This is a genomic window from Brevibacterium linens ATCC 9172, from assembly GCF_900169165.1.
Lineage (GTDB): Bacteria > Actinomycetota > Actinomycetes > Actinomycetales > Brevibacteriaceae > Brevibacterium > Brevibacterium linens.
The window spans coordinates 80307-105098 of the sequence record NZ_FXYY01000003.1; the positions used below are offsets into that span (position 1 = coordinate 80307).

Below are 24792 nucleotides of genomic sequence, written 5' to 3' on the forward strand. Positions count from 1 at the left end.
ACGCAGCGAGCAGGCCAGAGCGTTATCTGTCTGCTGCCCAGCGTCGGAGGGATCGTGATTCTTCGGGGGTGAACGGCCGTTCCCGACCAGCCTAAACCGATGAGTGGCTCAACGAGAGAGCCAGAAACATGGCAGTATTTTAGGCCAGAATCAAGTGGTCGCCCTATCATCGACTCATGGTCACGAAGTCACAGGACGGCACTCAGGCAGAGGGCATCGCTCTGCCGGTAATCGTCGACAAGAGTCTGCCGGCTCCGCTGCCTGATCAGGTCACTCAGGAGCTGCGGCGTCTGATCTCGAACGGGACTCTGCGGCCCGGGGATGCGGTGCCGTCGAGCCGTCGGTTGGCCAAGCATCTCGGAATCTCTCGCGGCAGTGTGGAGACAGCGTATGCGCAGCTCGCTGTGGAGGGGTTCCTCATCGCCGCCGAACGATCGGCCACGCGGATCAATCCCGACCTGCCCGCCGCCTCGACGACGTTGGTTCCCAGGCATGGAGTTCCGGACTCGCCGAGGCGGCGCCTGCGCAACTATGTCGATCTGCGCCCGGGGTTCGGCGGTGACGATCCCCTGCGCGAACCGGCCTTTCGGCGGGCCTGGAGGGAATCGCTCGACCTCGACCCGGGTCCGATCGATCCCTTGGGCCAGCCCCGTGCCCGGTGGGCGATCGCCGACTATCTGCGGCTGACGCGCGGATTGGCCGTCGATCCGGACGAGATCATCCTCACCAGCGGGTCTCGCGATGGTCTGCGTCTGCTGCTGAGCGTCGGCGTCTCCGGCTCCATCGCCGTGGAGAATCCCGGTTTCCCTGGTCTGCGTCAGGCGATGACCGACCAGCATCTCGTGCCCCTGGACTCGGTCGGCTCCTCGTCGGCACAGGCCGATGTGGCTGCGGCCGTCGTGACACCGAATCACCAGTTCCCGCACGGAACACCGATGCCGGTCGATCAGCGTGCCCGCCTGCTCGACTGGGCGGCGCGGGGTGATGCGCTCCTCATCGAGGACGACTACGACAGTGAGGCACGGTTCACCCGCACCGTGCTGCCGACCCTCTTCGATCTCGCCTCATCGACCGGCAGCAGCGCGCAGGTCATCCACATCGGCACCTTCTCTGCCCTGCTGACCTCGGCCGTATCGACCGGGTACGTCATCGCTCGCGGACCGATATCGGAGGAGCTCATGAGTCTGCGCGCGGCACTCGGGCCGGCTTACTCGCCGATTCTGCAGATGGCCATCGCCTCCTACCTCGGCTCCGGTGGGCTGCGTCGTCGCATCTCCCGGGGACGGCGGAGACTCCGGGCCGCCGAGGAGGTCGTGTCCGAAGTCGGTCCGATCCCCGGGCTGGTCCACGAGGGACGCACGCTCGTCATCGAAACGTCTCAGGAACAGGCCGCGACACTGCTGCGTGAGCTGGCCGAGCGCGGCATCCTCGTCGCCTCATTGGCCCGCGGCTGGACCGGCGGCGATGAAGTCAGGCACGGTCTGGTCATCGCGCATTCGAATGTCGAGGCAGCTGTGCTGCGGGAGGCCTTGGGAGAGGTGAAGACCCTCTTGAGTAGGATTCAGTCATGAGGAATTCCGGATTTGCAGTCGACGGCATCATCAAGCTGTTACTGGCCGTGGCCGGCTTCATCTTCCTCGGCGGACTCGAGGACTTCTTCCTCGCCCCACGCTGGCTGGTCATCACCGCTCTGGTGCTGCTCTTCCTCAGCGCGGCCACCCAGATCTCCTATGCCGTGACCAAGGGGGAGAGGCGCTATCTGAAGTTCCCGATGGTCTTCGACGCGCTTCTCATCGTCGCGGTTGTCGTCGGCCTCATCCTCGCCGCTGCCAGCAACCCTGCTGGGGCCTGGATCCTCTTCGGACTGGTCGGAATAGGCTCGTTGGGCATCGCCGTGGTATTCACGACCGGCGAGAACGGCCCGTCCTTCAGCGAAGAAGAGCCGCAGAACCCCTGACCGCCAGTTGCGAAGGGTGACGAGCTCAGCGGTTGAACGCGATGGCCGCGATATGACCGTCCGGAATGCCGTCGGCGAGATCGTGGATGTCGACATCAGGGTGCGGTGAGTTCGGGTGCGGCCCGGCACCGATGTAGTCGAGACCCGGGTCGCGAGCCAGGCCGGTGCTCAGTGCTTTGAGGAAGGCTTCGGTCCGCGCCCACACGCGGACGAAACCGGCAGCGAAGTCGTCGTCGGGAAGCTCGTCGAGTTCAGCCCGTTCTCTTTCGTGAAGCAGCTGCATCGCCTCGAGCGCGACCCCGCGCTCGGGGATCGGTTCGATGTCGAGTCCGACCGGATCGTCGGAGACGGCGACGAGGACGAGGCGACGAGACCGGGACACCGAGAACTCGCACTCGTCGTGACGCGGTTTGCCCGCTGAATCGAGGCGGATCTCGATCGCAGCGGGATCCTGATCCAGATGCGCTCCGAGGACGTGGCGGAGGACGACACGACCGGCAGACCAGGTGGCGGCCGCCTCGGCGTCGAATTCCTGCGCATAGTTGCGTTCCTGGTCGGTGAGCACGGAATCGTCATCGCGTGCCCACGCCGCCTCCGCCGAGGTATCGGCGAGGACGAGGGTGACGGGAAGGTCTGTGCGCAGTTCGGTGAAGCTGGGGTGGTGCGCCATCGATCAGCGGCCCAGGGCCTTGTTGATCTTCTTCAGTTTGCGGCCCAGGACGAAGATCCGCACCGAACCGATGATCCCGGCGATGAGGATGCCCCCGATCGCAGCGAAGAGCATGGACACGCCCAGGGGCAGTTCGAACTGCCAGCCGAAGTACTTGAACTCGGCCGGAACGTTGTTCTGCAGAATGAAGATGAGCAGCAGGACGACGATGACGGCGCCGAGGATGAGGGAGATCCACATGCCCGCCGACATTCCTGACCCCGCCTTCGTCGACGGCAGCTCACCGGTGTGTCCCGCCGGAGGCTGCGTCTGTTCATGCTGCTCGTGCGGGGACATCTCCCGAGTCTTATCCACCGCATCGGTCTCGCCCGTCGAGGGAGTATCACTGCCGAGGACTGAATCGGTTTCGGCCAGGAGCTCTTCGGGCGTCTGCGAATCGCCACGCGGGTCTTGAGTGCTCATGCGCCCCATCATAACTGCTGATAGGGCGGTGAGGTCAGGAACCCAGAAGGAGAGTTCAGGAACGACAGAGCGAGTCCCGGCAGATGACTGCCGGGACTCGTTCTGTCGTTCCTATCGGACGATCAGATGATCACCCGATGACTCGTCCAGTCGATCAGACGGTCTTGCTCAGCGAAGAGATGATCTCATTGAGCGTGGCCGAAGGGCGCATGACGGCTTCGGTCTTCGCATCGTTCGGGTAGTAGTAGCCGCCCAGGTCGACCGGGCTGCCCTGGACCTCGAGGAGTTCGGCCATGATGGCGTCCTCCTTCTCGGACAGTGCCTTCGCCACCGGTGCGATGGCCTCGGCCAGAGCTTCGTCCGCGGTCTGCTCGGCCAGCTGCTGTGCCCAGTAGAGGGTGAGGTAGAAATGGCTGCCGCGGTTGTCGATCTCGCCGACCTTGCGCGACGGCGATTTGTTCTCTTCGAGGAACTTGCCGGTCGCGGCGTCGAGGGTGTCGGCCAGCACGCCGGCCCGCTCGTTTCCGTGGACGTTGAACTCGTGGCGGAAGGACTCTGCCAGGGCGAGGAACTCACCGAGGGAGTCCCAGCGCAGGTGGTTCTCCTCGATGAGCTGCTGAACGTGCTTCGGAGCCGAGCCGCCGGCACCGGTCTCGAACAGTCCGCCGCCCGCGATGAGCGGAACGACGGAGAGCATCTTCGCCGAGGTGCCGAGCTCGAGGATCGGGAACAGGTCGGTGTTGTAGTCGCGGAGGACGTTGCCGGTCACCGAGATGGTGTCCTTGCCCTCGCGGATGCGGTCGATGGAGAACTGGGTGGCCTCCACCGGGTTCATGATGCGGATGTCCAGGCCCTCGGTGTCGTGGTCACGCAGGTACTCCTCGACCTTCGACTTGATGTTGCGGTCGTGGGCGCGGGTCTCGTCGAGCCAGAACACGGCCGGAGTCTCGGACAGGCGGGCCCGGGTGACGGCAAGCTTGACCCAGTCGCGGACGGGGATGTCCTTCGTCTGGCAGGCGCGCCAGATGTCACCGGCAGCGACCTCGTGGCTCATGAGCACATCGCCGGCGGAGTTGACGACCTCGACGGTTCCGGCCTCCGGGATCTCGAAGGTCTTGTCGTGGCTGCCGTACTCTTCGGCCTTCTGCGCCATGAGACCGACATTGGGCACGGTGCCCATGGTCCGCGGGTCGAAGGCGCCCTTGGCCTGGCAGTCCTCGATGACGGTCTGGTAGACGCCGGCGTAGGAGGAGTCGGGGATGACGGCCAGGGTGTCCTGGGTCTGGTCATCCTTGTTCCACATCTTGCCGCCGACGCGGATCATCGCCGGCATAGAGGCATCGACGATGACGTCGGAGGGCACGTGGAGGTTCGTGATGCCCTTGTGCGAGTTGACCATGGCCAGGTCCGGTCCGTCGGCCAGCCCCTTCTCGATACCGGCCTTGATCCCGGCAGCCGCATCGGCGGGCAGGGTGTCGAGTCCGGCGAGGATGGCGGCCAGTCCGTTGTCGGAGGTCAGCCCCGCCTCGGCGAGGACGTCACCGTATTCGGCGAAGACCTCGGGGAAGAACGCCTCGATGACCTTGCCGAAGAGGATGGGGTCGGAGACCTTCATCATCGTGGCCTTGAGGTGGACGGAGAAGAGGACACCGTCGGCCTTGGCCGCGGCGATCTGGTCCTTGACGAACTCGTCGAGGGCTGCGGCGTTCATCTTCGTCGAATCGACGATCTCGCCGGCCAGGACGGGCAGGGACTCCTTGAGAACCGTGGTGTCACCGGCTGCGGTGCGCAGACGGATCGACAGGGTGTCATCGGCCTCGATGACCACGGACTTCTCGTTGTCGCGGAAGTCTCCCGATCCCATGGTGGCGACGCGGGTCTTCGAGTCGGCCGACCATTCGCCCATCGAATGCGGGTGAGCCTTGGCGAAGTTCTTCACGGCCTGCGGAGCACGACGGTCGGAGTTGCCCTCACGCAGCACCGGGTTGACGGCCGAACCCTTGACCTTGTCATAGCGTGCCCGGACGTCCTTCTCCTCATCGGTCGAAGGCTCTTCCGGGTAGGCGGGCAGGTCGTAGCCCTGGGACTGCAGTTCGGTGATCGCCGCCTTCAGCTGCGGGACGGAAGCCGAGATGTTGGGCAGCTTGATGATGTTGGCATCGGGGGTCTTGGCGAGATCCCCCAGCTCCGCGAGTGCGTCGCCGACCTGCTGGTCTTCGGGCAGGCGGTCGTTGAACTGGGCCAGCACGCGTGCGGCGAGAGAGATGTCCCTGGTCTCAACCTCGACACCGGCCGACGTGGCGAAGGCTTCGATGATCGGTTTGAGCGAATACGTCGCCAGAAGCGGCGCTTCATCCGTGCGCGTGTAAATGATTTTAGCCATAGTTAAGGACCACTCCGCATCTTCTTGGGGTTTATCGCCCTCCATCCTACCTTCTGGGCCATTTCGGTAGGCGGGCCAGTCCGATGACGGTGCTCACATCTGACGGTGGCACCCGGTAGTCTTCTGTGTCGGCACGGACAACAGAAAGAGGACGACAGTGGCCAAACTCTACTTCCGGTACGGGGCGATGAATTCCGGCAAGTCGACCGCTCTTCTGCAGGCGGCCTTCAACTACGAGGAACGCGGCCAGCGCGTGCTGCTGGCCAAGCCCCTGATCGACACCAAGGGCGCATCGCAGATCGTGTCCCGATTGGGCGTGACCCGTGAGGTCGACTTCGTCATCCCCGCCGACGGTGACGTCGAGCGGATCTACGCCGAACATGCCGACTATGTCGACCACGATGCCCTCATCGAGTCCATCGATGCCCCGAAGATCCCGGTCGCGTGTCTGCTCATCGACGAAGCGCAGTTCCTCAGCCCCGTCCAAGTGGATTCGCTCATGCGCATCGCGACCGCCTCCTCGGTGCCGGTGATGTGCTACGGAATCCGCACGGACTTCCAGACGAAGGCGTTCCCCGGTTCAGCGCGGCTGCTCGAGATCGCCCACACCCTCGAAGAGCTCAAGACGATCTGCCGCTGCGGTCGCAAGGCGATGTTCAACGGCCGTCTCGTCGACGGAGCGTTCATCTTCGACGGCGATCAGGTCGCCATCGACGGCAATTCCGTGACCTACGAGTCGCTGTGCCCGAGCTGTTATCTCGAGTACTCCGGCGGTAGGCTGTCAACGACAGACTCCTAACCGATCCCGACGCAGCTTCCCCGTCGAATCCAGTTCGTCGATTTCCGTCGATCCAGTCGAAATCCTCTCGCACCTGAAGTTCTCAAGGAGCCTCCATGCGCACCGCCGTCCGTGCCTTCAACGACAATCCCGGTTCTCCCGTCCTCGTCTTCGGCAACGCTCTGGGCACCCGTATGCCCTTGTGGACGTCCGTCGCCGCGCGCCTGGCCGACGACTTCCAGATCTACCTCACCGACCTTCCCGGACACACCGTTCCCGACGGGGATTCCCTCGCCGAGGCGGCGCCACCGCTGACGGTTGAGCAGCTGGCCTCGGGTGTCGTCGAGTCCCTCGCCGAACTCGGGGTGGAGTCCTTCACGTACTGCGGAGTCTCGATCTCCGGGGCCGTCGGACTGAGCCTGGCACTCAACCATCCCGAAACACTCACCGGACTCGTCGCCTGTGCGACGGCGGAGAAGTTCGGGACCGCGGAATCCTGGAACGAACGTATCGCTGAGGTCCGCTCCGACGGAACCAAGAGCCTCGTCGATGACACCGCCGATCGATGGTTCGCCGCCGGATTCCTCGGCGAGGACATCGCCACCGGGCACCTCATCCTGTCCGACCTCGCCCTGGTCGACGACGAGGCCTATATCGCGGCCGCGTCGGCGCTGAAGACCTATGACGTGAGCGGCAAGCTCGGCTCGATCACCACCCCGACACTGGTCATGGCCGGCGCCCAGGATCCCGGCTGCACCCCGGAGGCGATGTCGGCGATGGCCGAGCAGATTGAGGGCGCGCACTTCGTCACGATCCCGGACGCAGCTCATCTGCTGATGGTCGAACACCCCGATATCGTTGTCGACCACATCCAGGAGTTCTGCGGCCAGCTGTAGGAGCCACTGCGGCGAAAGGCCGCGAAGCATCCATGCGCTCACGGAGCGCGGGCGATTCTCCCGGTAGCGGGATCACATCTGGAGTAGGCTGTGCGAAAGCACAGGCACACCTGCTCGAAGAGGAGTGAGAATGTCCCCGCGCCCGAATTCCGCTGAGTTCACATCCACCGAGATCGATCTGCGCTCTCCCGGGGACCGAGAACCCGGAATCAGCCGTACCACCCTCCGAATCCGTTGGACCGGATTCCTGCTCGGCCTCATCTTCTCCGCCCTGATCTACGCGATCATGCCTGCCGACGTCGGTCATGGAGCCAAACTGACTGCGGCAGTCGCGGTGCTCATGGCAGCCTGGTGGATGACAGAAGCGCTGCCGATCGCGGCGACGTCCCTCGTCCCGCTCGTGGCGTTCCCCGTGCTCGGCACGGACGTGGAGATGGAGACCGTCGGCGCCTCCTACGGCAACCCGATCATCTTCCTCTTCCTCGGCGGCTTCCTCATCGCCCTTGCCATGCAACGGTGGAATCTGCACCGCCGCATCGCACTCGTGACGCTGAGCATCATGGGCGACAGGCCGGGGCCGATGATCGCCGGATTCATGATCGCCACCGGGTTCATCTCTATGTGGGTCTCGAATACGGCGACTGCGGTGATGATGCTGCCGATCGGAATGTCGGTGCTCATGATCGTGTCGAAAGTCATCGGCACAGCCCTGGGCGGCGACGCAGGCGCACCAAGCAAGGACGGGCGAGCAACCGACGGCGCAGCCGAGAACCCGAGCGACGGCGGCGATGACACAGGCATCGGCGCGGTCGTGAAGTCGAACTTCGGCACCGCCCTCATGCTCGGCATCGCCTATTCAGCATCGATCGGGTCGGTGGGCACCATCATCGGCACTCCTCCCAACCTCTTCCTCATCGGCTACCTCAAGGACAACCACGACATCTCCATCGGCTTCGGCCAGTGGATGATCGTCGGTGTGCCGCTGTCGGTGGTGATGATGGCCATCGCCTGGTTCCTGCTGGTCAAGGTGCTGTTCAAACCGGAGATCGACAAAATTCCCGGCGGACGTGAACTGATCCAAGAGGAACTGGCCAAACTCGGCCCGATGTCCACAGGTGAGAAGCTCGTGCTCGCGATGTTCGTGCTCGCAGCCGTCAGCTGGATCTCGCTGCCTCTGATCTTCGAGGAACCGCCGATCAGCGACGAAGGCATCGCCATGGCCGTTGGCCTGCTGCTCTTCGTCATCCCCGGTGGGGCGAACCGCGGCGTGCGGCTCCTCGACTGGGACACCGCGGAGAAGCTGCCCTGGGGAGTCCTTCTGCTCTTCGGGGGCGGACTCGCGCTCTCCGCTCAGTTCTCTGACTCGGGGCTGACCGAATGGATCGGTGAGACCACGAGCGGTCTCGGCGTTCTGCCGACGATCCTCGTCGTCGCCATCTTCGCAGTCATCATCCTGTTCCTCACCGAGCTGACGTCGAATACTGCGACGGCAGCGACGTTCGTTCCCGTCGTCGGGGGAGTGGCGATGGGACTCGACCTCGACCCGCTATTGCTGACGATTCCCGTCGCACTGGCCGCAACGTGCGCGTTCATGCTGCCGGTGGCGACACCGCCCAATGCGGTGGCATTCGGCTCTGGGTACGTCACCGTGGCGCAGATGGTCAAGGGCGGCCTGTGGCTCAATGTCATCGGCATCGTCCTCATCACCGCGACCGTGTATCTGCTCGCCGTTCCGGTATTCGGGATCACTGTCTGAGTTCGCGCCGAACTGGCAGACTGGTGGCATGACTGAGCTGTTCGAACCGCTGACACTGCGCGGCACCGAGATTCCCAATCGCATCTGGCTGGCCCCGATGTGCCAGTACTCCTGCGAAGCCGAGGACGGAATGCCCGGCTCCTGGCATCTCGTCCACCTCGGCGCTCGGGCGCAGGGCGGATTCGGGCTCGTCCTCACCGAAGCCTCCGCCGTCGTGCCCGAAGGCCGAATCTCACCGCAGGACGCCGGGATCTGGAACGACGACCAAGCCGAATCATGGTCGGCCGTCGTCGACTTCGTCCATTCGCAGGGTTCTGCCATCGGCATCCAGCTCGCCCATGCCGGCCGCAAAGCCAGCACCTATCGACCCTTCTCAGGAGAACCGAAGGGCAGCGTCCCCGAGTCGGAGGGCGGGTGGCCCACATTCGGTGCCAGCCCCATCGCCTATCCGCAGCTGGCCGAGCCCGTGGAGATGACGAAGGACGACATCGCCGAGGTGGTCGCCGCCTTCGCAGCTGCGGCCCGCCGTTCGATCGACGCCGGATTCGACCTCGTCGAACTCCACGCCGCCCACGGCTACCTGCTCCATTCTTTCCTGTCGCCGCTGTCGAACCAGCGCAGCGACGAATACGGCGGCGACCTTGCCGGCCGGTCCCGTCTGCTTCACGAGGTCTATGCGGCCGTGCGAGCCGAAGTCGGTGACGATGTGCCGGTGTTCGTGCGCCTCTCGGCTAGCGAATGGACCGAGGGCGGATTCGACGTCGCTGAAGCCGCCGAGGTCAGTCGTGCACTGTCGGAGGTCGGGGCCGACCTCATCGACGTCTCCTCGGGCGGCAACTACCCGGTGCGGATTCCCATCGGTCCCGGCTATCAGGTGTCCCTGGCCGCCGCGATTCGTGCCGAAGGGGTGCCGACGGGCGCCGTCGGACTCATCACCGATCCGAAGCAGGCCGAGACCATCCTCGGCACGGGACAGGCTGATGCGATCTTCATGGCCCGAGCCGCTCTGCGCGAACCCTCGTGGCCGCAGCGCGCCGCCCACGTCCTCGGAGTCGAACCCGGACCCTACCCTCCGCAGTACACCCGCGGAGCCTGGTGACCTGTCCCTGAACAGTTCGCAGCATCAGCACAGATTGAGGAGCGTGGAAATGAACACGATCGAAACCGAGCACGTCATCATCCGCTCTATCGCGGTCTCCGAGATGGCGAACAACGTCTATCTGCTCACCGCCAAAGAGACAGGTTCCCAGGTGCTCATCGACGCCGCCGATGACGCCGAGGCGATCACCGAACTCATCGGCTTGAGCGCACAGGACACCGAGGCCGAACCCACGCTGCGGGCGATCATCACCACCCACCAGCACTGGGATCATATTCGGGCGCTGCCGGCCACCTCGGCGAACTATCCGGAGGCGATGACGATCGCCGGTGCCGCGGACGCGGCTGCCATCACCGAGGCGGAAGGAGTGGAGATCGCGCACCCTGTCGATCACCTCGATGTCGGGGACTTCGGCGGATTCGTCCTCCAGGCCATCGCACTGCGCGGGCACACTCCCGGCTCGATCGCACTGCTTCTGAGCGACGGAGGTCAGACGATCCTGTTCTCCGGTGATTCGCTGTTTCCGGGCGGGCCGGGCAAGACCTGGTCAGCGGAGGACTTCACCTCTCTCATGGACGACCTCGAGGAGCGGGTCTTCGGCGAACTTCCGGACGAGACTCTCGTCCTGCCCGGACACGGGGACTCGACGACCCTGGGTGAGGAACGTCCGAAACTGGGGGAGTGGCGTGAACGCGGCTGGTGACCTCAGCTCGGCAGCGCCGCGAAGCCGATGAGCGCCCAGGCGATGGCTGACAGACCGACGGCGATGATGCCGATGTTCCACCTGGTCTCGATGACACGCTGTCCGCTGGGGTTGGCCAGCTCTGCGTCGCTGAGCGCCGCATAGCGATCGAGCACGGCATCGACGGCCGGGCTCGGGTCCTCGACGAGCTGACGCCTGCCCTGTTCATCCTTCTCCCATTTCTTGCCCTTGCCGGCCAGCGGCCATGAGGCGAACTTCTTCTCATGAGTGCGCACACTCAGACCGAAGTGTGTCTCGAAGCCGTCGACGAGATTCCACGGGATCGTCACGGTCTGCAGAGGGTTGACCAGGACGAGCTGCTGTCTGTGTAGCTCGACGCGGGGATAGCGATAGAAGACGAAGACCAAGGTGCCGACGGCCAGAGGGATGCCTGCGGCGGCCAGACCGCGCAGCGTGAAATCGCCGAAGAGGATTGAGAGCACGCCCAAGGAGCAGAGCCCTCCGACGATGAAGAAGAGGGCCGTCGAACTCGTTGTCCGTACGACGGTCGGCTCGGTCTCATTGCGATCTATCTCACTGTCAGCCACCTGATCATCCTATCCATTGAGACTGAACAAAAGTTGTCTGTTCCCTTGGTTTCGAAACGGTAACGATTCCGAAATTTGCTCATTATGTGGACTCCGTCACAGTCTCCGGTGAATTAACTTTGTTGCAATCCATGTGAAAAGCATGAACGCGGTCACATGCGCGTCGGCTTCTGCCGTCCCGCTGGACGTGACCGGAATGCACTCCGGTTTGGGGTGCACGTACGAGGGTGACTCGCCCTAGAACAACAAGGAGAGAACGTGAACAAGCGCTTCCTCGCGGCCGGTGCCTCTGTGGCTGCCGCTGCAATGGTGCTCACCGCCTGCACACCCCCTGGTGGAGGCGACGACAGTGAATCGTCGAAGAACTCCCAGCTGAACATCGGTTGGAACGAATCGTTCCGATCGATGAACACACAGACTGCCAACGGCAACGCTGTGTCGAACGCCATTCTCACCTATATGATGAATGACAACTTCGGCTACTACGACGACAACCTCGAGGTCCAGGACGGCGCGCTTGGCAAGCTCGAGAAGGTTTCAGACGACCCGTTGAAGATCAAGTACACCTTCAACGACGACGCAAAGTGGTCGGACGGCACCCCTGTCGACGCAGCGGACCTCGCTCTGACCTGGGCGGCCACGTCGTCGAACTTCAACACCGTCGAATCGAACAACAAAGACGACGGATCGGTGAAGGAGAACGACGCGAAGACGGTCTATTTCGACTCGGCGTCTATCGGCCCTAAACTCGTCAAGGACTTCCCCGAGATCTCTGACGACGGTAAGGAAGCCACTTTCGAGTTCTCCAAGCCGTTCGCAGATTGGCAGACCGGATTCGCCGGCATCGGGCCCAACGGAGTGGGAGTTCCCTCCCATATTGTTGCGAAGAAGGCTCTCGGGATCGACGACCCGGATAAGGGCAAGGAAGCGATCCTCAAGGCCATCAAGGACAAGGACACCGAGAAGCTCTCGAAGATCTCGAACACCTGGAACACGGGGTTCGACTTCACCTCGATGCCGGAGGACGAGGACCTGCTCGTGCATAACGGCCCGTACAAGATGACGAAGTTCGAAGAGGGCCAGTACGTCACCCTCGAACTCGATGACAAGTACACCGGCCCGACCAAGCCGAAGGTCAACACCGTGACCGTCCGTTACAACGGAGATCCGATGGCAATGGTTCAGGCGATCGAGAACGGCGAGGTCGACTTCACCCAGCCGCAGGCGACCGCGGACGTGCTCTCTGCCGCGGAAGACATCGACGGCGTCAACGTCGATTCTGCCGATGGTGCGACCTATGAGCATGTCGACTTCACTTTCGATAACAAGGGACCCTTCGACCCGGCCGCCAACGGCGGAGACGAGGACAAGGCGAAGAAGGTTCGTCAGGCCTTCCTCAGGACCGTCCCTCGTCAGGACATCGTCGACAAGATCATCAAGCCCCTCAATGACAAGGCCGTCACTCGTGACTCCTTCAATCAGGTTCCCGGCTCCCCAATGTACGACGAGATCGTCAAGGGCAACGGTATGGAAGACCTCAAGGAAGTCGACGTCGACGGTGCGAAGAAGCTGCTCAAGGAGGCCGGAGTCTCCAGCCCGACAGTTCGCGTCATGTACGACAATACGAACTCGCGTCGTCAGCAGGAGTTCCAGCTGATCAAGGAATCGGCCGAGAAGGCCGGCTTCAAGATCAAGGACGTCGGCGATGTCAACTGGGGCACCCGCCTCGGCGACGGTACCTACGACGTCTCGTTGTTCGGCTGGCAATCGGAGTCGACCGGTATCACTGATTCCGATGCGAACTACCGCACCGGTGCTCAGAACAACTACGGCGGCTACTCGAACAAGAAGACGGACAAAATTCTCGACAAGATCGTCGGAGCTCCCGAATCCGAGCATGCGAAGCTGTCCACCGAGTTGGAAAAGCAGCTGACCGAGGACGCTTTCGGCGCACCGCTGTTCCAGCATCCAGAGCTCGTCATTTACCGGGACAAGCTGAAGAATGCCAAGTCGACTACTGTTTCGCCGACAATTTTTTGGAACTACTGGGAGTGGGAAGTCAACTGATCCGCGTCTGACGCGATCGGTTCTTCTCCAGCCTTGTTGCTGTGGGGATCACTGTGTGGTCCCCACAGCGGCGTTTTCGGAAGATTGAAACGGAAGCCCCATTATGATCAGATTCATCCTCCGACGACTGTTGTCGACGGCGCTCGTGCTGCTCGTCGTCACCTTCGTCCTCTACCTGCTGCTCAACGTCGCCCTCGACTTCTTCTGGGACCTGCGTGCGAGCACCTCACCGAACATCGAGGCCCTCTACGAGTCGCGTCGCAGGCTCCTCGACCTCGACACCCCCGCGATCGTCCGCTACTTCAAGTGGCTGGCCGGCGTCGGCGGCTGCGCCATCGGCCAATGTGACTTCGGCATCGCCTGGAAGTCGGGCCAGGAGGTCACCGACCAGCTCCAGGGTGCGATCATCAACACGATCAAGCTCATCACCGCCTCGACGATCGTGGCCATCATCCTCGGCATCGCCGTGGGCATGATCTCGGCGATCCGCCAGTACTCGGGCTTCGACTACTTCATCACCTTCGTCTCGTTCCTCCTCTACTCGCTGCCCGTCTTCTGGGTGGCGGTGCTGCTCAAGCAGTACGGGGCGATCGACATCAACAACTTCATCAACGATCCGACCCTGGAATCCTGGTGGCCGATCATCATCGGCTGTGTGGCCATGGGACTGTTCTGGATGGGTGCGCTCGGCGGCAGCGCGAAGCGCCGCATCATCACCTTCCTCGCCGCAGCCCTCATCACCTTCGCCACCATCTACTACATCCTCGCCAGCGGCTGGATGCAGCACCCGTCGATCGGCCTCCTCGGTGTGATCGTCATCGGAGCCGGCGCAGCCATCGTCATGACGTATCTGTCGACGGGGCTGAAGAACCGCCGGGTGCTCTACGCCTCGCTGACCACAGTCGTCGTCGGCGCGCTCCTGTACTGGCCGCTGATGAACCTCTTCTACTACGTCGACATGAACTGGCTGTGGATGTTCGGGCTCTTCATCGTGGCGATCGCCGTCGCGATCGGCATCGGTCTGGCGTTCCGCGGTCCGGATCCCTGGGACACCGCACGCACAACGAGCTTCACCGCCATCATCGTGGCCGTGCTCATCTTCGCCGACAAAGTGTTTCAGGGCTGGCAGAAGTATTCCGATGACCCGGCCATCAACAATCGTCCGATCGCGACGATCGGCGCGTCGGCGCCGAACATCGACGGAGACTTCTGGATCACGAACCTCGACTCGTTCACTCACCTGCTGCTCCCGTCGATCGCGCTGGTCCTCATCTCCTTCGCCTCCTACACCCGCTACACCCGCGGTTCGATGCTCGAGGTCATGGGACAGGACTACATCCGCACGGCACGAGCCAAAGGCCTCAACGAACGTACGGTGATCATGCGCCACGCACTGCGCAATGCGCTGCTGCCGCTGGCCTCGGTCATCCCTGTCGACATCATCACGATGATCGGCGGCGCCGTCATCACGGAGACGATCTTCGGTTGGAACGGCATGGGCAAGCTCTTCATCGACTCGCTGCGCAACGCGGAGCTTGATCCGGTCATGGCCTACATCCTCATCACCGGCCTGCTCGCCATCATCGCCAACCTGGTCGCGGACTTCCTCTACGCCGTCCTCGACCCGAGAATCCGAGTGAACGCATGAGTACCAACAACGACAAACAGAACGCTCTCGCCCTCGACGAAGTCGGGGACAATGCGATCGAGTCGAAGGAGACCGAAGGTCTCTCCCAGGGCAAGATCGTCCTGCGCAAGTTCCTTCGCCACAAAGGCGCGATGATCTCGATCGTCGTCCTCGTGCTGGTGGCGATCTTCGCCTTCAGCGCACAGGGCTTCGGTGCTGTGCCAGGCTGGTGGAAGTTCAGCCATACGGCCTCCGGGCCCGTGGTCAACCCCGGGGGTGCCCCCACGTGGTCATTGGCGAACTTCTTCTCGCTCGGCGACCATCCGTTCGGACAGGATGAGATCGGTCGTGACAACTTCGCCAGGGTGATGAAGGGAACGCAGATCTCCCTGGTCGTCATGTTCATCATCGGCATCGTGTGCCTGATCATCGGCACAGTTGTCGGCGCGGTCGCCGGTTACTACCGCGGTTGGGTCGATTCGGTGCTCATGCGCATCACCGACGGCTTCGTCATCCTGCCGGTTATCGTGGTCGGCTCCATCCTCGGTGTGCTCGTCGGCGGAGCGAACGGCCCGCTGCTCGGTGTGGCGCTGGGCTGCATCCTCTGGGTCGGCCTCGCGCGACTCGTCCGCGGTGACTTCATGTCTCTGCGCGAACGGGAGTTCGTCGATTCGGCCCGTGTGGCCGGAGCCAGCGACTTCCGAATCATGTTCAAGCACATGCTGCCCAACGCCATGGGCGTCATCATCGTCAACACGACACTGATCATGAGCCAGGCGATCGTCCTCGAAGCCTCCCTGAGCTACCTCGGCTTCGGCATCAAACCGCCCGGCATCTCGCTCGGTCAGCTCATCAGCGAATACCAGACCTCCTTCGCCACACGCCCGTGGCTGTTCTGGTGGCCCGGCCTGTTCATCATCGTCATCGCTCTGTGCGTGAACTTCATCGGCGACGGTCTGCGCGACGCGTTCGACCCGCGGATGAAGACGATCCCGAGCTGGAGAAAGATGAAGAAGGCCGAGCGCATGGCACAGAAGGAGGCGAAGTGATGGCCGGGAAGACAGCAGATACCCAACCGAAGAAGGGCTCCCCGATCCTCGAGGTCAACGACCTCGGAGTCCAGTTCTGGGTCAGCGACGAATGGTGGATGGCTGCCGAGCACCTCGACTACACCGTCAACGCCGGTGAAGTGCTCGCGATCGTCGGCGAATCCGGTTCCGGCAAGTCGCAGTCGAGCATGTCCCTGCTCGGCCTCCTGCCGAGCAACGGCCGCGCGACGGGCTCAGCGAAGCTGGGCGGACGTGAGCTCATCGGGATGCCGCCGGAGAGGATGCAGGCCGTGCGTGGCAACGACATCTCCGTGATCTTCCAGGAGCCGATGACGGCGCTCAACCCGGTCTACACCGCCGGGTACCAGATCGTGGAGACGCTGCGCGTCCACCTCGACATCGGACCCAGGGAAGCCAAGGAACGAGCCCTCGAGCTCATGCGGCTCGTCGAGATCCCGGATCCCGAAGACCGGTTCCATTCGTTCCCGCACCAGCTCTCCGGCGGTCAGCGTCAGCGCATCATGATCGCGCAGGCTCTGGCCTGTCAGCCGAAGCTGCTCATCGCCGATGAGCCGACCACGGCGCTCGACGTCACGGTGCAGGCCGAGATCCTCAAGCTCATGCGTGAGCTGAAGTCGAAGCTCGATGCCGGGATCATCCTCATCACGCACGATATGGGCGTGGTTGCTGATATGGCCGACCGCATCATCGTCATGCGCGCCGGCAAGGTGGTCGAGTCGGGCACCGCGGAGGAGATCTTCTATCATCCGCAGCATCCGTATACGAAGCAGCTCCTCGAGGCTGTGCCCCACCTCGGCGCGGGTAACGAAGGCGAAGTATTCGGCGGCAGTGTCGGCGATGTCAGAGCCTCGCTGTCCGATATCAGCTCCGACCAGGTCTCGCACGTAGATGACCCGGTGGGGCGGCCGGAGGCCGGCGAAGGCGGCGACGCTCTCTCCGAGGCCGGGGCGGCCGATATGGCCGTGGCCGAGGCGCGTGCCCAGGCGACCGAACCGGATCGCCCCGACATCGAGATGGACTCCACGGACACGTATTACCATCCCGGTTCGCAGGCGGACTTCTCGAAGCCTTCGGCACTGCAGCTGCGTGACGCCGCGATCGAGTATCCCGCGATCGGTCGGAAGAAAGCCTTCCGTGCCGCTCACCACATCAACCTCATGATCGCCCCGGGCGAAGTCGTGGGCCTGGTGGGAGAGTCCGGTTCGGGCAAGACCACGATCGGGCGCGCAGCTCTGGGGCTGCTGCCCACGGTCGAAGGCGATATGGTCGTCAACGGCACGAGCATCAAAGGCCTGAGCAATAAGCAGATGAGGCCTCTGCGCAAGGAAGTCGGAATCGTATTCCAGGATCCCGGCTCCTCACTCAATCCGCGACTGCCGGTCGGGGAGTCGATCGGTGAGCCGCTCTATCTCCATGAGGGATTGAAGGGCCCGGAGCTGAGCAAGCGGGTCGAGGGGCTGCTGACCGCGGTCGAACTGCCGACCTCGATGCGCAACCGCTATCCGCATGAGCTCTCCGGCGGTCAGCGCCAGCGCATCGGCATCGCCCGTGCTCTGACTCTGCGACCGAAGCTGCTCATCGCCGATGAGCCGACGTCGGCGCTCGACGTGTCCGTGCAGGCGAAGGTCCTCGACCTGTTCGAAGGTCTGCAGCAGGAATACGGCTTCGCGTGTCTGTTCATCAGCCACGACCTGGCCGTGGTCGAACGCATCGCCGAGCGCATCGCGGTGATGCGCCACGGCTACCTCGTCGAGATCGGCAAGTCCTCGCAGGTCGTGGCGAACCCCGTCCACCCGTACACACAGCGTCTGCTGTCGGCGGTTCCGGTTCCGGATCCGACGGAGCAGCGCAAGCGCCGCGAGGCCCGCGACGCGGTCCTCGAGGCCACGATGAACGCCTGAGTTCGCCCCAGCTGACGGCCACCTGCACGCGAGAGCGTGCGGGTGGCCGTACAATTGTCTTTTGGGTCCGGGCTGGACCGATCTCTCTATCTCAAAAAGGTTCTAGATGACTGAAGCCATCACACGACGGGACAACCGCCGAAACGTAGCAATCGTCGCACATGTCGACCACGGCAAGACCACGCTGGTCGATGCCATGCTCCGGCAGACCGGTGTGTTCAGCGAACACGGCGACTTCGCCGAACGCGTCATGGATTCAGGCGACCTCGAACGTGAGAAGGGCATCACCATTCTCGCGAAGAACACATCTGTCCTCTACAACGGTCCTTCGGCCGGCGACGACCCCATCGTCATCAATGTCATCGACACCCCGGGCCACGCCGACTTCGGCGGAGAGGTTGAACGCGGGCTGTCCATGGTCGACGGCGTCGTCCTCCTCGTCGACGCATCGGAGGGTCCGCTGCCGCAGACCCGCTTCGTCCTGCGCAAGACGCTGGCCGCGAAGCTGCCCGTCATCCTCGTAATCAACAAGACCGACCGTGCCGATGCCCGCATCGACGGAGTCGTCGAGGAAGCCCAGGATCTGCTCCTGGGACTGGCCTCCGACCTCGCCGACGAGGTCCCCGACCTCGATGTCGACTCCGTTCTCGACGTTCCCGTCGTCTTCGCCGCCGCGAAGGCAGGTGCCGCCTCCCTCGAACAGCCCGCCGATGGAGCGGTCCCGGACAACCCCGACCTCGAACCGCTGTTCAAGACGATCCTCGAGACGATCCCGGCACCGGAGATCAACTCCGACGGCATTCTCCAGGCACACGTCACGAACCTCGATGCCTCGCCGTTCCTCGGTCGTCTGGCGCTGCTGCGCATCTTCGGCGGCACGCTGAAGAAGGGCCAGCAGGTCGCCTGGGCACGCGGTGACGAGATCAGCTCGGTGAAGATCACCGAGCTGCTCGAGACCCAGGGCCTCGACCGAGTGCCCGCCACGGAGGCTTCGGCCGGTGACATCGTCGCCGTGGCCGGCATTCCCGACATCATGATCGGTGACACGCTCACCGACATCAACAATCCGAAGCCGATGCCGGCGATCGTCATCGACGATCCGGCGATCTCGATGACCGTGGGTATCAACACCTCCCCGCTGGCCGGCCGTGAGAAGAACACGAAGGTCACCGCCCGCATGGTCAAGGACCGCCTCGACCAGGAGCTCGTCGGCAACGTCTCGCTCAAGGTCGTCCCGACCGAACGCCCTGACGCCTGGGAGGTCCAGGGTCGCGGTGAGCTGGCTCTGGCCATCCTCGTCGAGCAGATGCGCCGTGAAGGATTCGAACTCACGGTCGGCAAACCTCAGGTCGTGACCAAACAGGTCGACGGCAAGGTCCACGAGCCCTTCGAAGAGCTCACGGTCGACGTGCCGGAGGACTATCTCGGCGCTGTGACTCAGCTGCTGGCTGCACGCAAGGGCGTCATGTCGACGATGACGAACCACGGCACCGGCTGGGTGCGGATGGAGTTCAAGGTTCCCGCCCGCGGCCTCATCGGCTTCCGCACTCGGTTCCTCACCGAGACCCGCGGCACCGGAATCGCGAACACGATCTCGGCCGGATACGGACCGTGGGCCGGCAATATCGAGTTCCGCATCAACGGCTCTCTCGTGGCCGACCGCGCCGGAACGGTGACCCCGTACGCGATGATCAACCTGCAGGACCGCGGCACCTTCTTCGTCGAACCGACCTCCGAGGTCTACGAGGGCCAGATCGTGGGCGAGAACTCCCGCGCCGACGACATGGACGTCAACATCACGAAGGAGAAGAAGCTGACGAATATGCGTTCGGCATCGGCTGACAGCTTCGAGAACCTCACTCCGCCGCGCAAGCTGACTCTCGAGGAGAGCCTCGAGTTCGCTCGTGAGGACGAGTGCGTCGAGGTCACCCCGGGTGCCATCCGCATCCGCAAGGTCGAACTCGATCAGAAGGAACGCGCCAAGCTCTACGCGAAGATGCGCCGCCAGAACGCCTGAGCCGGAATCCTTGATCCGGCAGCACCGAATGACCTCGAGCACCCAGGAACCAATGACTGTTACGCCACGCGTCCTCCTCGTGCACGCTCATCCCGACGATGAGACGATCACGACGGGCGGCACGATCGCCGCATTGGTCTCCGAGGGTGCCGAGGTCATGGTGCTCACCGCCACCCGCGGTGAGGGCGGCGAGGTCATCCCCGCAGAGCTGAAGCAGCTCGAGGGCGACCGGGCCGGTCTCGCCCGGGCCCGGGAGCAGGAGATCGCCGAGGCGATGCGCGCCCTCGGGGTGCGACTGCACGCGTTCCTCGGCGGGACCACGCGCACCTTCGAGGATTCGGGCATGGAATGGGGACCGGATGGGCACGCCCGACCAGCGGTGTCGATGACCGACGATGCCCTGTGCGCAGCTGACATCACGACGGTGGCCCGACACATCGCCGCCGTCATCGATGCCTTCGAACCGCATGCGGTCATCACCTACGCCGCCAACGGGGGCTACGGCCACCCCGATCATGTGCGCGTGCACGAGGCCACGAGTCTGGCCGTCGACCTCGCCGAGTGGCGGACCGGTCGGCTCCTGTGCGTCGACACCCCCACCGAGGTGGCCCGCCGATCGTTCGACCCCAACCAGGACGGGTTCGCCGAGACCGGTTTCGCTGCCGCCGAGACGATCCCGGCCAAACCACCGGTCGGTCAGATCGTCGTCGACCAGGACGTCGCCTCGGTGCTGTCGGCCAAACGGGCGGCACTCGAGGCTCATCGCACCCAGGTGAGCGTGTCCGGCGGCTTCTTCGCCCTGTCCAACGGTGTCGGTCAGAGGATCGGCGACCGCGAGTACTTTTCGATCGGGGCAGGCACTCCGGTCCCATCCGAGATCCTCAACACCGGACCGGCCCCGCACGTGCTCACCGGCCTCGACGTCGCAGCGGTCGAAGCTCAGGAGAACCCAGCGGCTCAGCCCCTGCGACGGCGACGGGAACCGCGGAAGCCCGGAATCTTCGCCTACCTCCACTCCGCTGTGCTCGGCCTGCTCATCGCCTTCCTCGGCACCATGCAGCATCTCAACGTCACTGTGGTCAACCTCGGCGAGACCCCGATCATCCTGCCGTGGGGACTCGTGCTGGCCCTGGCTCTGTCCGCGGCAGGACTGTGGCACCTGAAGACGATGTATCGCAGCAGCGCCCCGATGCTTCTCGCCGCCGTGATCATCGCCGTACTGTCCTTCGTCTTCGGCCAGCCGAAGTGGCTGCCCGGCGCCGATATGATCGTCACCGGACTGCTGCGTTCCGTTGTGTGGCTGCTCGGACCGATGGTCCTGGCCGCTGCCTTCTCCTTCATCAACGTGCGCGGGCACGATCGCACTCGCTAGACTCGTGCGAACCGCACCGAATCAGTCGTTATCGACACCCTCGGGAGAATGATGCCGACCAATACCTTTTCCGATGGAACCTCGAACGCAGGCGGGCCCGACCCGTCCGACAGCGATGTCCGCAAGAAGAAGATCTGGCCCATCATCCTCATGGCCGTTCTCGTGCTTGCCGCCGTCTACGTAGTGATCGGCTTCTTCAGCGGGCGAATGCTGGCACCGGGTACGACCGTGGCCGGAATCGACATCGGCGGCAAGTCCGCGACAGACGCCGAGACCACCCTGCGCAATGATCTGCGCGATGACGCGGAGAAGGCCATCGTCTTAAAGGCCGGAGAGCCGACCGCTAAGCTCGACCCGGAGAAGGCCGGAATCACCTTCGACGCGGGAGCGACAGTCGAGCGCATCACCGGCTTCAGCCTCGATCCCACCGTCATCTGGCACCGGCTCTTCGGTGATGACGACGTCGACCCCGTCATCAAGGTCGATGAGGAGAAGTTCGACAAGGCAACGGCGACGGTCACCGAATCACTGGCCGTCGAACCGACAGACGCCGAACTCGAGTTCGACAAGACCACCCCGAAGGTCAAGGACGGCACGAACGGGCAGACCGTCGACACCGCCGCCGTGCGCACCGCCGTCGACGATCATTGGCTGCGCACCGAGGATGCTCTGCCGGTCAGCTCGACGAGCGTCGAACCCGACATCACCACGGCCGAAGCCGAAGACATGGCCGACGGATTCGCGAAAGACGCCGTGAGCAAGGACCTCACGATCACGGCGAAGCCTGGGAAGGATGCGGACTCCGAGGTCAAGGGCGGTGACCTCACCGTGTCCCCGAAGACCATTGCGAAGACTCTGACATTCAGAGCCGAGGACTCGAAGCTCACGCCCGTCTTCGACCAGGAAGCTCTGCAGAAATCCGTGCTGGCTGCGAACAAGGACATCGGGCGACCGGCCGAGGACGCGAGTTTCGAGATCAAGGACGGCAAGCCCGAGGTCGTGCCCTCCCGTGACGGCATCGGCATCAAGGCCAAGGAGCTGACCGGAGCGGTCACCGACGCCGTCAACGGCAAGGAAGACAAACCGAGCGTGACCCTGGCTTCCGTCAAACCCGACTTCACCACGAAGGATGCGAAGAAGGCCGATGTCTCCGACACTGTGTCTCAGTTCTCCACCGGGTACAACTCCGAACCCAACCGCGATACCAACCTGCGGGTGGCTTCGAAGAAGGTCTCCGGCACCGTGCTCCAGCCGGGCGAGCAGTTCTCCCTCAACGAGGCTCTGGGCCAGCGCACAGCGGCGAACGGCTACAAGCCTGCCGGCGTGATCTCCGAAGGTCAGATGAAGGAAGACTACGGCGGCGGAGTCTCACAGGTGTCGACGACACTGTTCAATGCCGCGTTCTTCGCCGGTTTCGACCTCGACGAACACCAGGCGCATTCGCGCTATATCTCCCGCTATCCGGAGGGCCGCGAGTCGACCCTCGACTGGTCCTCGATCGATATGAAGTTCACGAACAACTCGAAGACCCCGGTCGTTCTCGACATGTACCTCAAGGACGGAGAGGTCCATGCGAAGGTCTTCGGCGTCAAGAAGTACGATGTGTCGGCCGGCGCCTCGGATCGGTTCAACCACACCTCACCGGGTTCGATCACCGAAAGCGGACCGTCGTGCACCCCGCAGTCGCCGAAGGGCGGCTGGTCGATCCGGATCACCCGGACCATGAAGGACATCAGTTCGGGTCAGACCACGAAGGACGGATTCACCACGGTCTACCGGCCGGTGAACAAGGTCGAATGCCAGGGCTGAGCCCTCGCAGCAGGATTCCGGCCGGCTGACCGGTCAGCGGGCTTCGGCGTACCAGGACCGATGGCGGACAGTCGCGCCGAGAGAGGCGAAGAGGTTCAACGATGCCTCATTGCTCGACTCGATGTCGACGAGGTAGGACCGAACCCCGCGCTGAGCGAGCAGCGCCGCGGCAGCTGCGGCCACCGAACGCCCGGCACCGCGGCGCCGCAGATCGGGACGGGTGATGAGGTTGGTGATGACCCCCCATTTGCTGCGCTCGACCACTCTGCATGCCGCCACCATCGATCGGGATCCGTCGGGATGCTCGGCGTAGGCAGTGACGAACTCACACGGCTGATCGGCTTCGATGAGTGTCTTGAACGCCTCAGCCGAACCCGGTTCCTCACCAGGGCTGCGCTGCGACGTCCACGCGGCGAAGTGCTCGGAGGACGGTGCATCGTTCACGTCGATGAGCAGACCGGCAGCGGCCGCCTCGGCGGGGGAAGACACGCCGCCGGCTGCCTCGCTCGTGGCGCCGGTGAGCAGCAGGGTGGCCTCTGAGGGGGTGTAGCCGCGGGCCGAGAGCAGGGAAGCGAGCCCCTCGCATTCTGGAGCAAGCGCGGTGGAATCATCGGCGGAATAGATCTGGACGCGACCGGGCTCGCCTCGGGTCCGATACCACTCCTCGACTGCGTCGAGCCCCTGTTCCCACCCGAGACCGGTGTCGGAGATGGGCAGGCACGAATTGGCTCGGCGGGTCGCGGACTCCGAATGGCGCAGCAGCCAGCCCTTCTGCAGCAGGCTGACCTCGGCGGCCGCCTCGGTGCCTTCGTTGCGCAGGTTCTCCACATGCAGCCAGGACACATCGCGGGGCAGCCAGGCGGCCGCGGAGATGCGCCGCAGATCAACGGCGGAGACGATCTCGTGGGTGCGTCCGGCTTTGGTGGGAGCCGGGGGCACCTCGTGGACGAGGAGGATCTGGGCACGGGCGATGCGCAGGGGGCCGCGCTTGGTATCGATCTCGAGTCCCGCCTCGTCGACGGCTGTGACGACGCCGAGGGCATCGGACGTCGAATGGGTGTCACCGGGGTCGAGCGAATACCGCACGACCACTCGTCTGCCGGGCTGCAGATCGTCCACGTCTGGCCTTCCTCCGCGAAATTGATGCCCTCCCACCCTATGACACGCTCGCCCCGGTCGGGCGCAGTCAGCAGCGGCGATGTCAGATGCAATGCGAATCACCTGAGACCGGTGAGCACAGGAATCCCCCGGAGGCGTATTGTGGGAGGCATATGCGCACCATCTGTGAGTCTTTCGAGGAGTCAGCCCAGTGACGTACATCATTGCCCAGCCCTGTGTCGACCTCAAGGACAAGGCCTGCATCGACGAATGTCCCGTCGACTGCATCTACGAGGGCGAACGCAGCCTGTACATCCACCCCGACGAATGCGTCGACTGCGGCGCGTGCGAACCCGTGTGCCCCGTCGAAGCCATCTTCTACGAAGACGATGTGCCCGATGAATGGGAAGAGTACTACAAGGCCAATGTCGAATTCTTCGACGACCTCGGTTCGCCCGGCGGCGCCGCGAAGCTCGGCAACACCGGCAAGGACCACCCGATCATCTCCGCCCTGCCGCCGCAGAACCACGACGACTGACC

Annotated in this window: 20 protein-coding genes; 15 read left to right on the forward strand and 5 right to left on the reverse strand. The window is 63.8% G+C overall.

Features of this window, described 5'->3' with window-relative positions:
- Positions 1-176 precede the first annotated feature (176 nt).
- Together pdxR and BLIN9172_RS03545 are read left to right on the forward strand one after the other, a co-directional pair.
- Positions 177-1571: a MocR-like pyridoxine biosynthesis transcription factor PdxR gene (pdxR, locus tag BLIN9172_RS03540; RefSeq protein ID WP_101553875.1), complete on the forward strand. Its 1395-nt coding sequence runs from the start codon at positions 177-179 to the stop codon at positions 1569-1571.
- The gene (locus tag BLIN9172_RS03545) at positions 1568-1957 is read left to right on the forward strand and encodes a hypothetical protein (RefSeq protein WP_101553876.1); all 390 of its coding nucleotides are present in this window, start codon (positions 1568-1570) and stop codon (positions 1955-1957) included. Before pdxR ends, BLIN9172_RS03545 begins: the two co-directional genes overlap by 4 nt.
- A gap of 25 nt (positions 1958-1982) precedes the next feature.
- On the opposite strand, the gene BLIN9172_RS03550 is transcribed toward BLIN9172_RS03545, so the two are convergent.
- From BLIN9172_RS03550 to BLIN9172_RS03560, 3 genes are all read right to left on the reverse strand, one after another.
- The gene (locus BLIN9172_RS03550) at positions 1983-2627 is read right to left on the reverse strand and encodes a 4'-phosphopantetheinyl transferase family protein (protein ID WP_101553877.1); all 645 of its coding nucleotides are present in this window, start codon (positions 2625-2627) and stop codon (positions 1983-1985) included.
- Positions 2628-2630: 3 nt separating this feature from the next.
- Positions 2631-3089: a LapA family protein gene (locus BLIN9172_RS03555; RefSeq protein ID WP_101553878.1), complete on the reverse strand. Its 459-nt coding sequence runs from the start codon at positions 3087-3089 to the stop codon at positions 2631-2633.
- A gap of 154 nt (positions 3090-3243) precedes the next feature.
- The gene (locus tag BLIN9172_RS03560; RefSeq protein ID WP_101553879.1) at positions 3244-5472 is read right to left on the reverse strand and encodes an NADP-dependent isocitrate dehydrogenase; all 2229 of its coding nucleotides are present in this window, start codon (positions 5470-5472) and stop codon (positions 3244-3246) included.
- A gap of 157 nt (positions 5473-5629) precedes the next feature.
- Between BLIN9172_RS03560 and BLIN9172_RS03565 the strand changes: the two genes are divergently transcribed.
- The 5 genes from BLIN9172_RS03565 to BLIN9172_RS03585 all read left to right on the forward strand — a co-directional run bounded on the left by BLIN9172_RS03565 (position 5630) and on the right by BLIN9172_RS03585 (position 10704).
- The gene (locus BLIN9172_RS03565; protein WP_025776993.1) at positions 5630-6271 is read left to right on the forward strand and encodes a thymidine kinase; all 642 of its coding nucleotides are present in this window, start codon (positions 5630-5632) and stop codon (positions 6269-6271) included.
- Between the two features lie 95 nt (positions 6272-6366).
- Positions 6367-7146, forward strand: a complete 780-nt coding sequence (locus BLIN9172_RS03570; RefSeq protein WP_101553880.1) for an alpha/beta fold hydrolase — start codon at positions 6367-6369, stop codon at positions 7144-7146.
- A gap of 130 nt (positions 7147-7276) precedes the next feature.
- The gene (locus tag BLIN9172_RS03575; RefSeq protein WP_101553881.1) at positions 7277-8902 is read left to right on the forward strand and encodes an SLC13 family permease; all 1626 of its coding nucleotides are present in this window, start codon (positions 7277-7279) and stop codon (positions 8900-8902) included.
- 28 nt (positions 8903-8930) lie between these two features.
- Positions 8931-10001: an NADH:flavin oxidoreductase/NADH oxidase gene (locus BLIN9172_RS03580; protein WP_101553882.1), complete on the forward strand. Its 1071-nt coding sequence runs from the start codon at positions 8931-8933 to the stop codon at positions 9999-10001.
- A 49-nt stretch (positions 10002-10050) separates the two neighbouring features.
- Positions 10051-10704, forward strand: coding sequence for an MBL fold metallo-hydrolase (locus BLIN9172_RS03585; RefSeq protein WP_101553883.1), 654 nt, complete (start codon positions 10051-10053; stop codon positions 10702-10704).
- A 2-nt stretch (positions 10705-10706) separates the two neighbouring features.
- Here the strand turns inward: BLIN9172_RS03585 and BLIN9172_RS03590 are convergent, their stop codons facing one another.
- Positions 10707-11291 carry a hypothetical protein gene (locus tag BLIN9172_RS03590; RefSeq protein WP_101553884.1) on the reverse strand — a complete coding sequence of 195 codons (585 nt, stop codon included), beginning with the start codon at positions 11289-11291 and terminating at the stop codon, positions 10707-10709.
- Positions 11292-11549: 258 nt separating this feature from the next.
- Between BLIN9172_RS03590 and BLIN9172_RS03595 the strand changes: the two genes are divergently transcribed.
- The 7 genes from BLIN9172_RS03595 (at position 11550) to BLIN9172_RS03625 (ending at position 23154) form a co-directional block, all read left to right on the forward strand.
- Positions 11550-13358 (forward strand): ABC transporter family substrate-binding protein, encoded by a 1809-nt coding sequence (locus BLIN9172_RS03595; protein WP_101553885.1) that lies wholly within the window; start codon positions 11550-11552, stop codon positions 13356-13358.
- Between the two features lie 103 nt (positions 13359-13461).
- Positions 13462-15006: an ABC transporter permease gene (locus BLIN9172_RS03600; RefSeq protein WP_101553886.1), complete on the forward strand. Its 1545-nt coding sequence runs from the start codon at positions 13462-13464 to the stop codon at positions 15004-15006.
- Complete coding sequence (locus BLIN9172_RS03605; protein WP_101553887.1) at positions 15003-16034, forward strand: ABC transporter permease; 1032 nt, start codon at positions 15003-15005, stop codon at positions 16032-16034. Before BLIN9172_RS03600 ends, BLIN9172_RS03605 begins: the two co-directional genes overlap by 4 nt.
- A complete protein-coding gene (locus tag BLIN9172_RS03610) occupies positions 16034-17956 on the forward strand; it encodes an ABC transporter ATP-binding protein (RefSeq protein ID WP_101553888.1) in 1923 nt (640 codons plus the stop codon). Before BLIN9172_RS03605 ends, BLIN9172_RS03610 begins: the two co-directional genes overlap by 1 nt.
- Positions 17957-18062: 106 nt before the next feature.
- On the forward strand, positions 18063-19973 hold the full coding sequence (typA, locus tag BLIN9172_RS03615) for a translational GTPase TypA (protein ID WP_101553889.1): 1911 nt from the start codon (positions 18063-18065) through the stop codon (positions 19971-19973).
- Positions 19974-20025: 52 nt separating this feature from the next.
- Positions 20026-21345, forward strand: a complete 1320-nt coding sequence (locus BLIN9172_RS03620) for a PIG-L family deacetylase (protein WP_101553890.1) — start codon at positions 20026-20028, stop codon at positions 21343-21345.
- Between the two features lie 48 nt (positions 21346-21393).
- Complete coding sequence (locus tag BLIN9172_RS03625; RefSeq protein WP_240811970.1) at positions 21394-23154, forward strand: VanW family protein; 1761 nt, start codon at positions 21394-21396, stop codon at positions 23152-23154.
- A gap of 33 nt (positions 23155-23187) precedes the next feature.
- On the opposite strand, the gene BLIN9172_RS03630 is transcribed toward BLIN9172_RS03625, so the two are convergent.
- Positions 23188-24273 (reverse strand): GNAT family N-acetyltransferase, encoded by a 1086-nt coding sequence (locus BLIN9172_RS03630; RefSeq protein ID WP_101553891.1) that lies wholly within the window; start codon positions 24271-24273, stop codon positions 23188-23190.
- A gap of 190 nt (positions 24274-24463) precedes the next feature.
- On the opposite strand from BLIN9172_RS03630, the gene fdxA reads away from it, so the two are divergent.
- The gene (fdxA, locus tag BLIN9172_RS03635; protein WP_025776980.1) at positions 24464-24790 is read left to right on the forward strand and encodes a ferredoxin; all 327 of its coding nucleotides are present in this window, start codon (positions 24464-24466) and stop codon (positions 24788-24790) included.
- Positions 24791-24792: the final 2 nt, after the last annotated feature.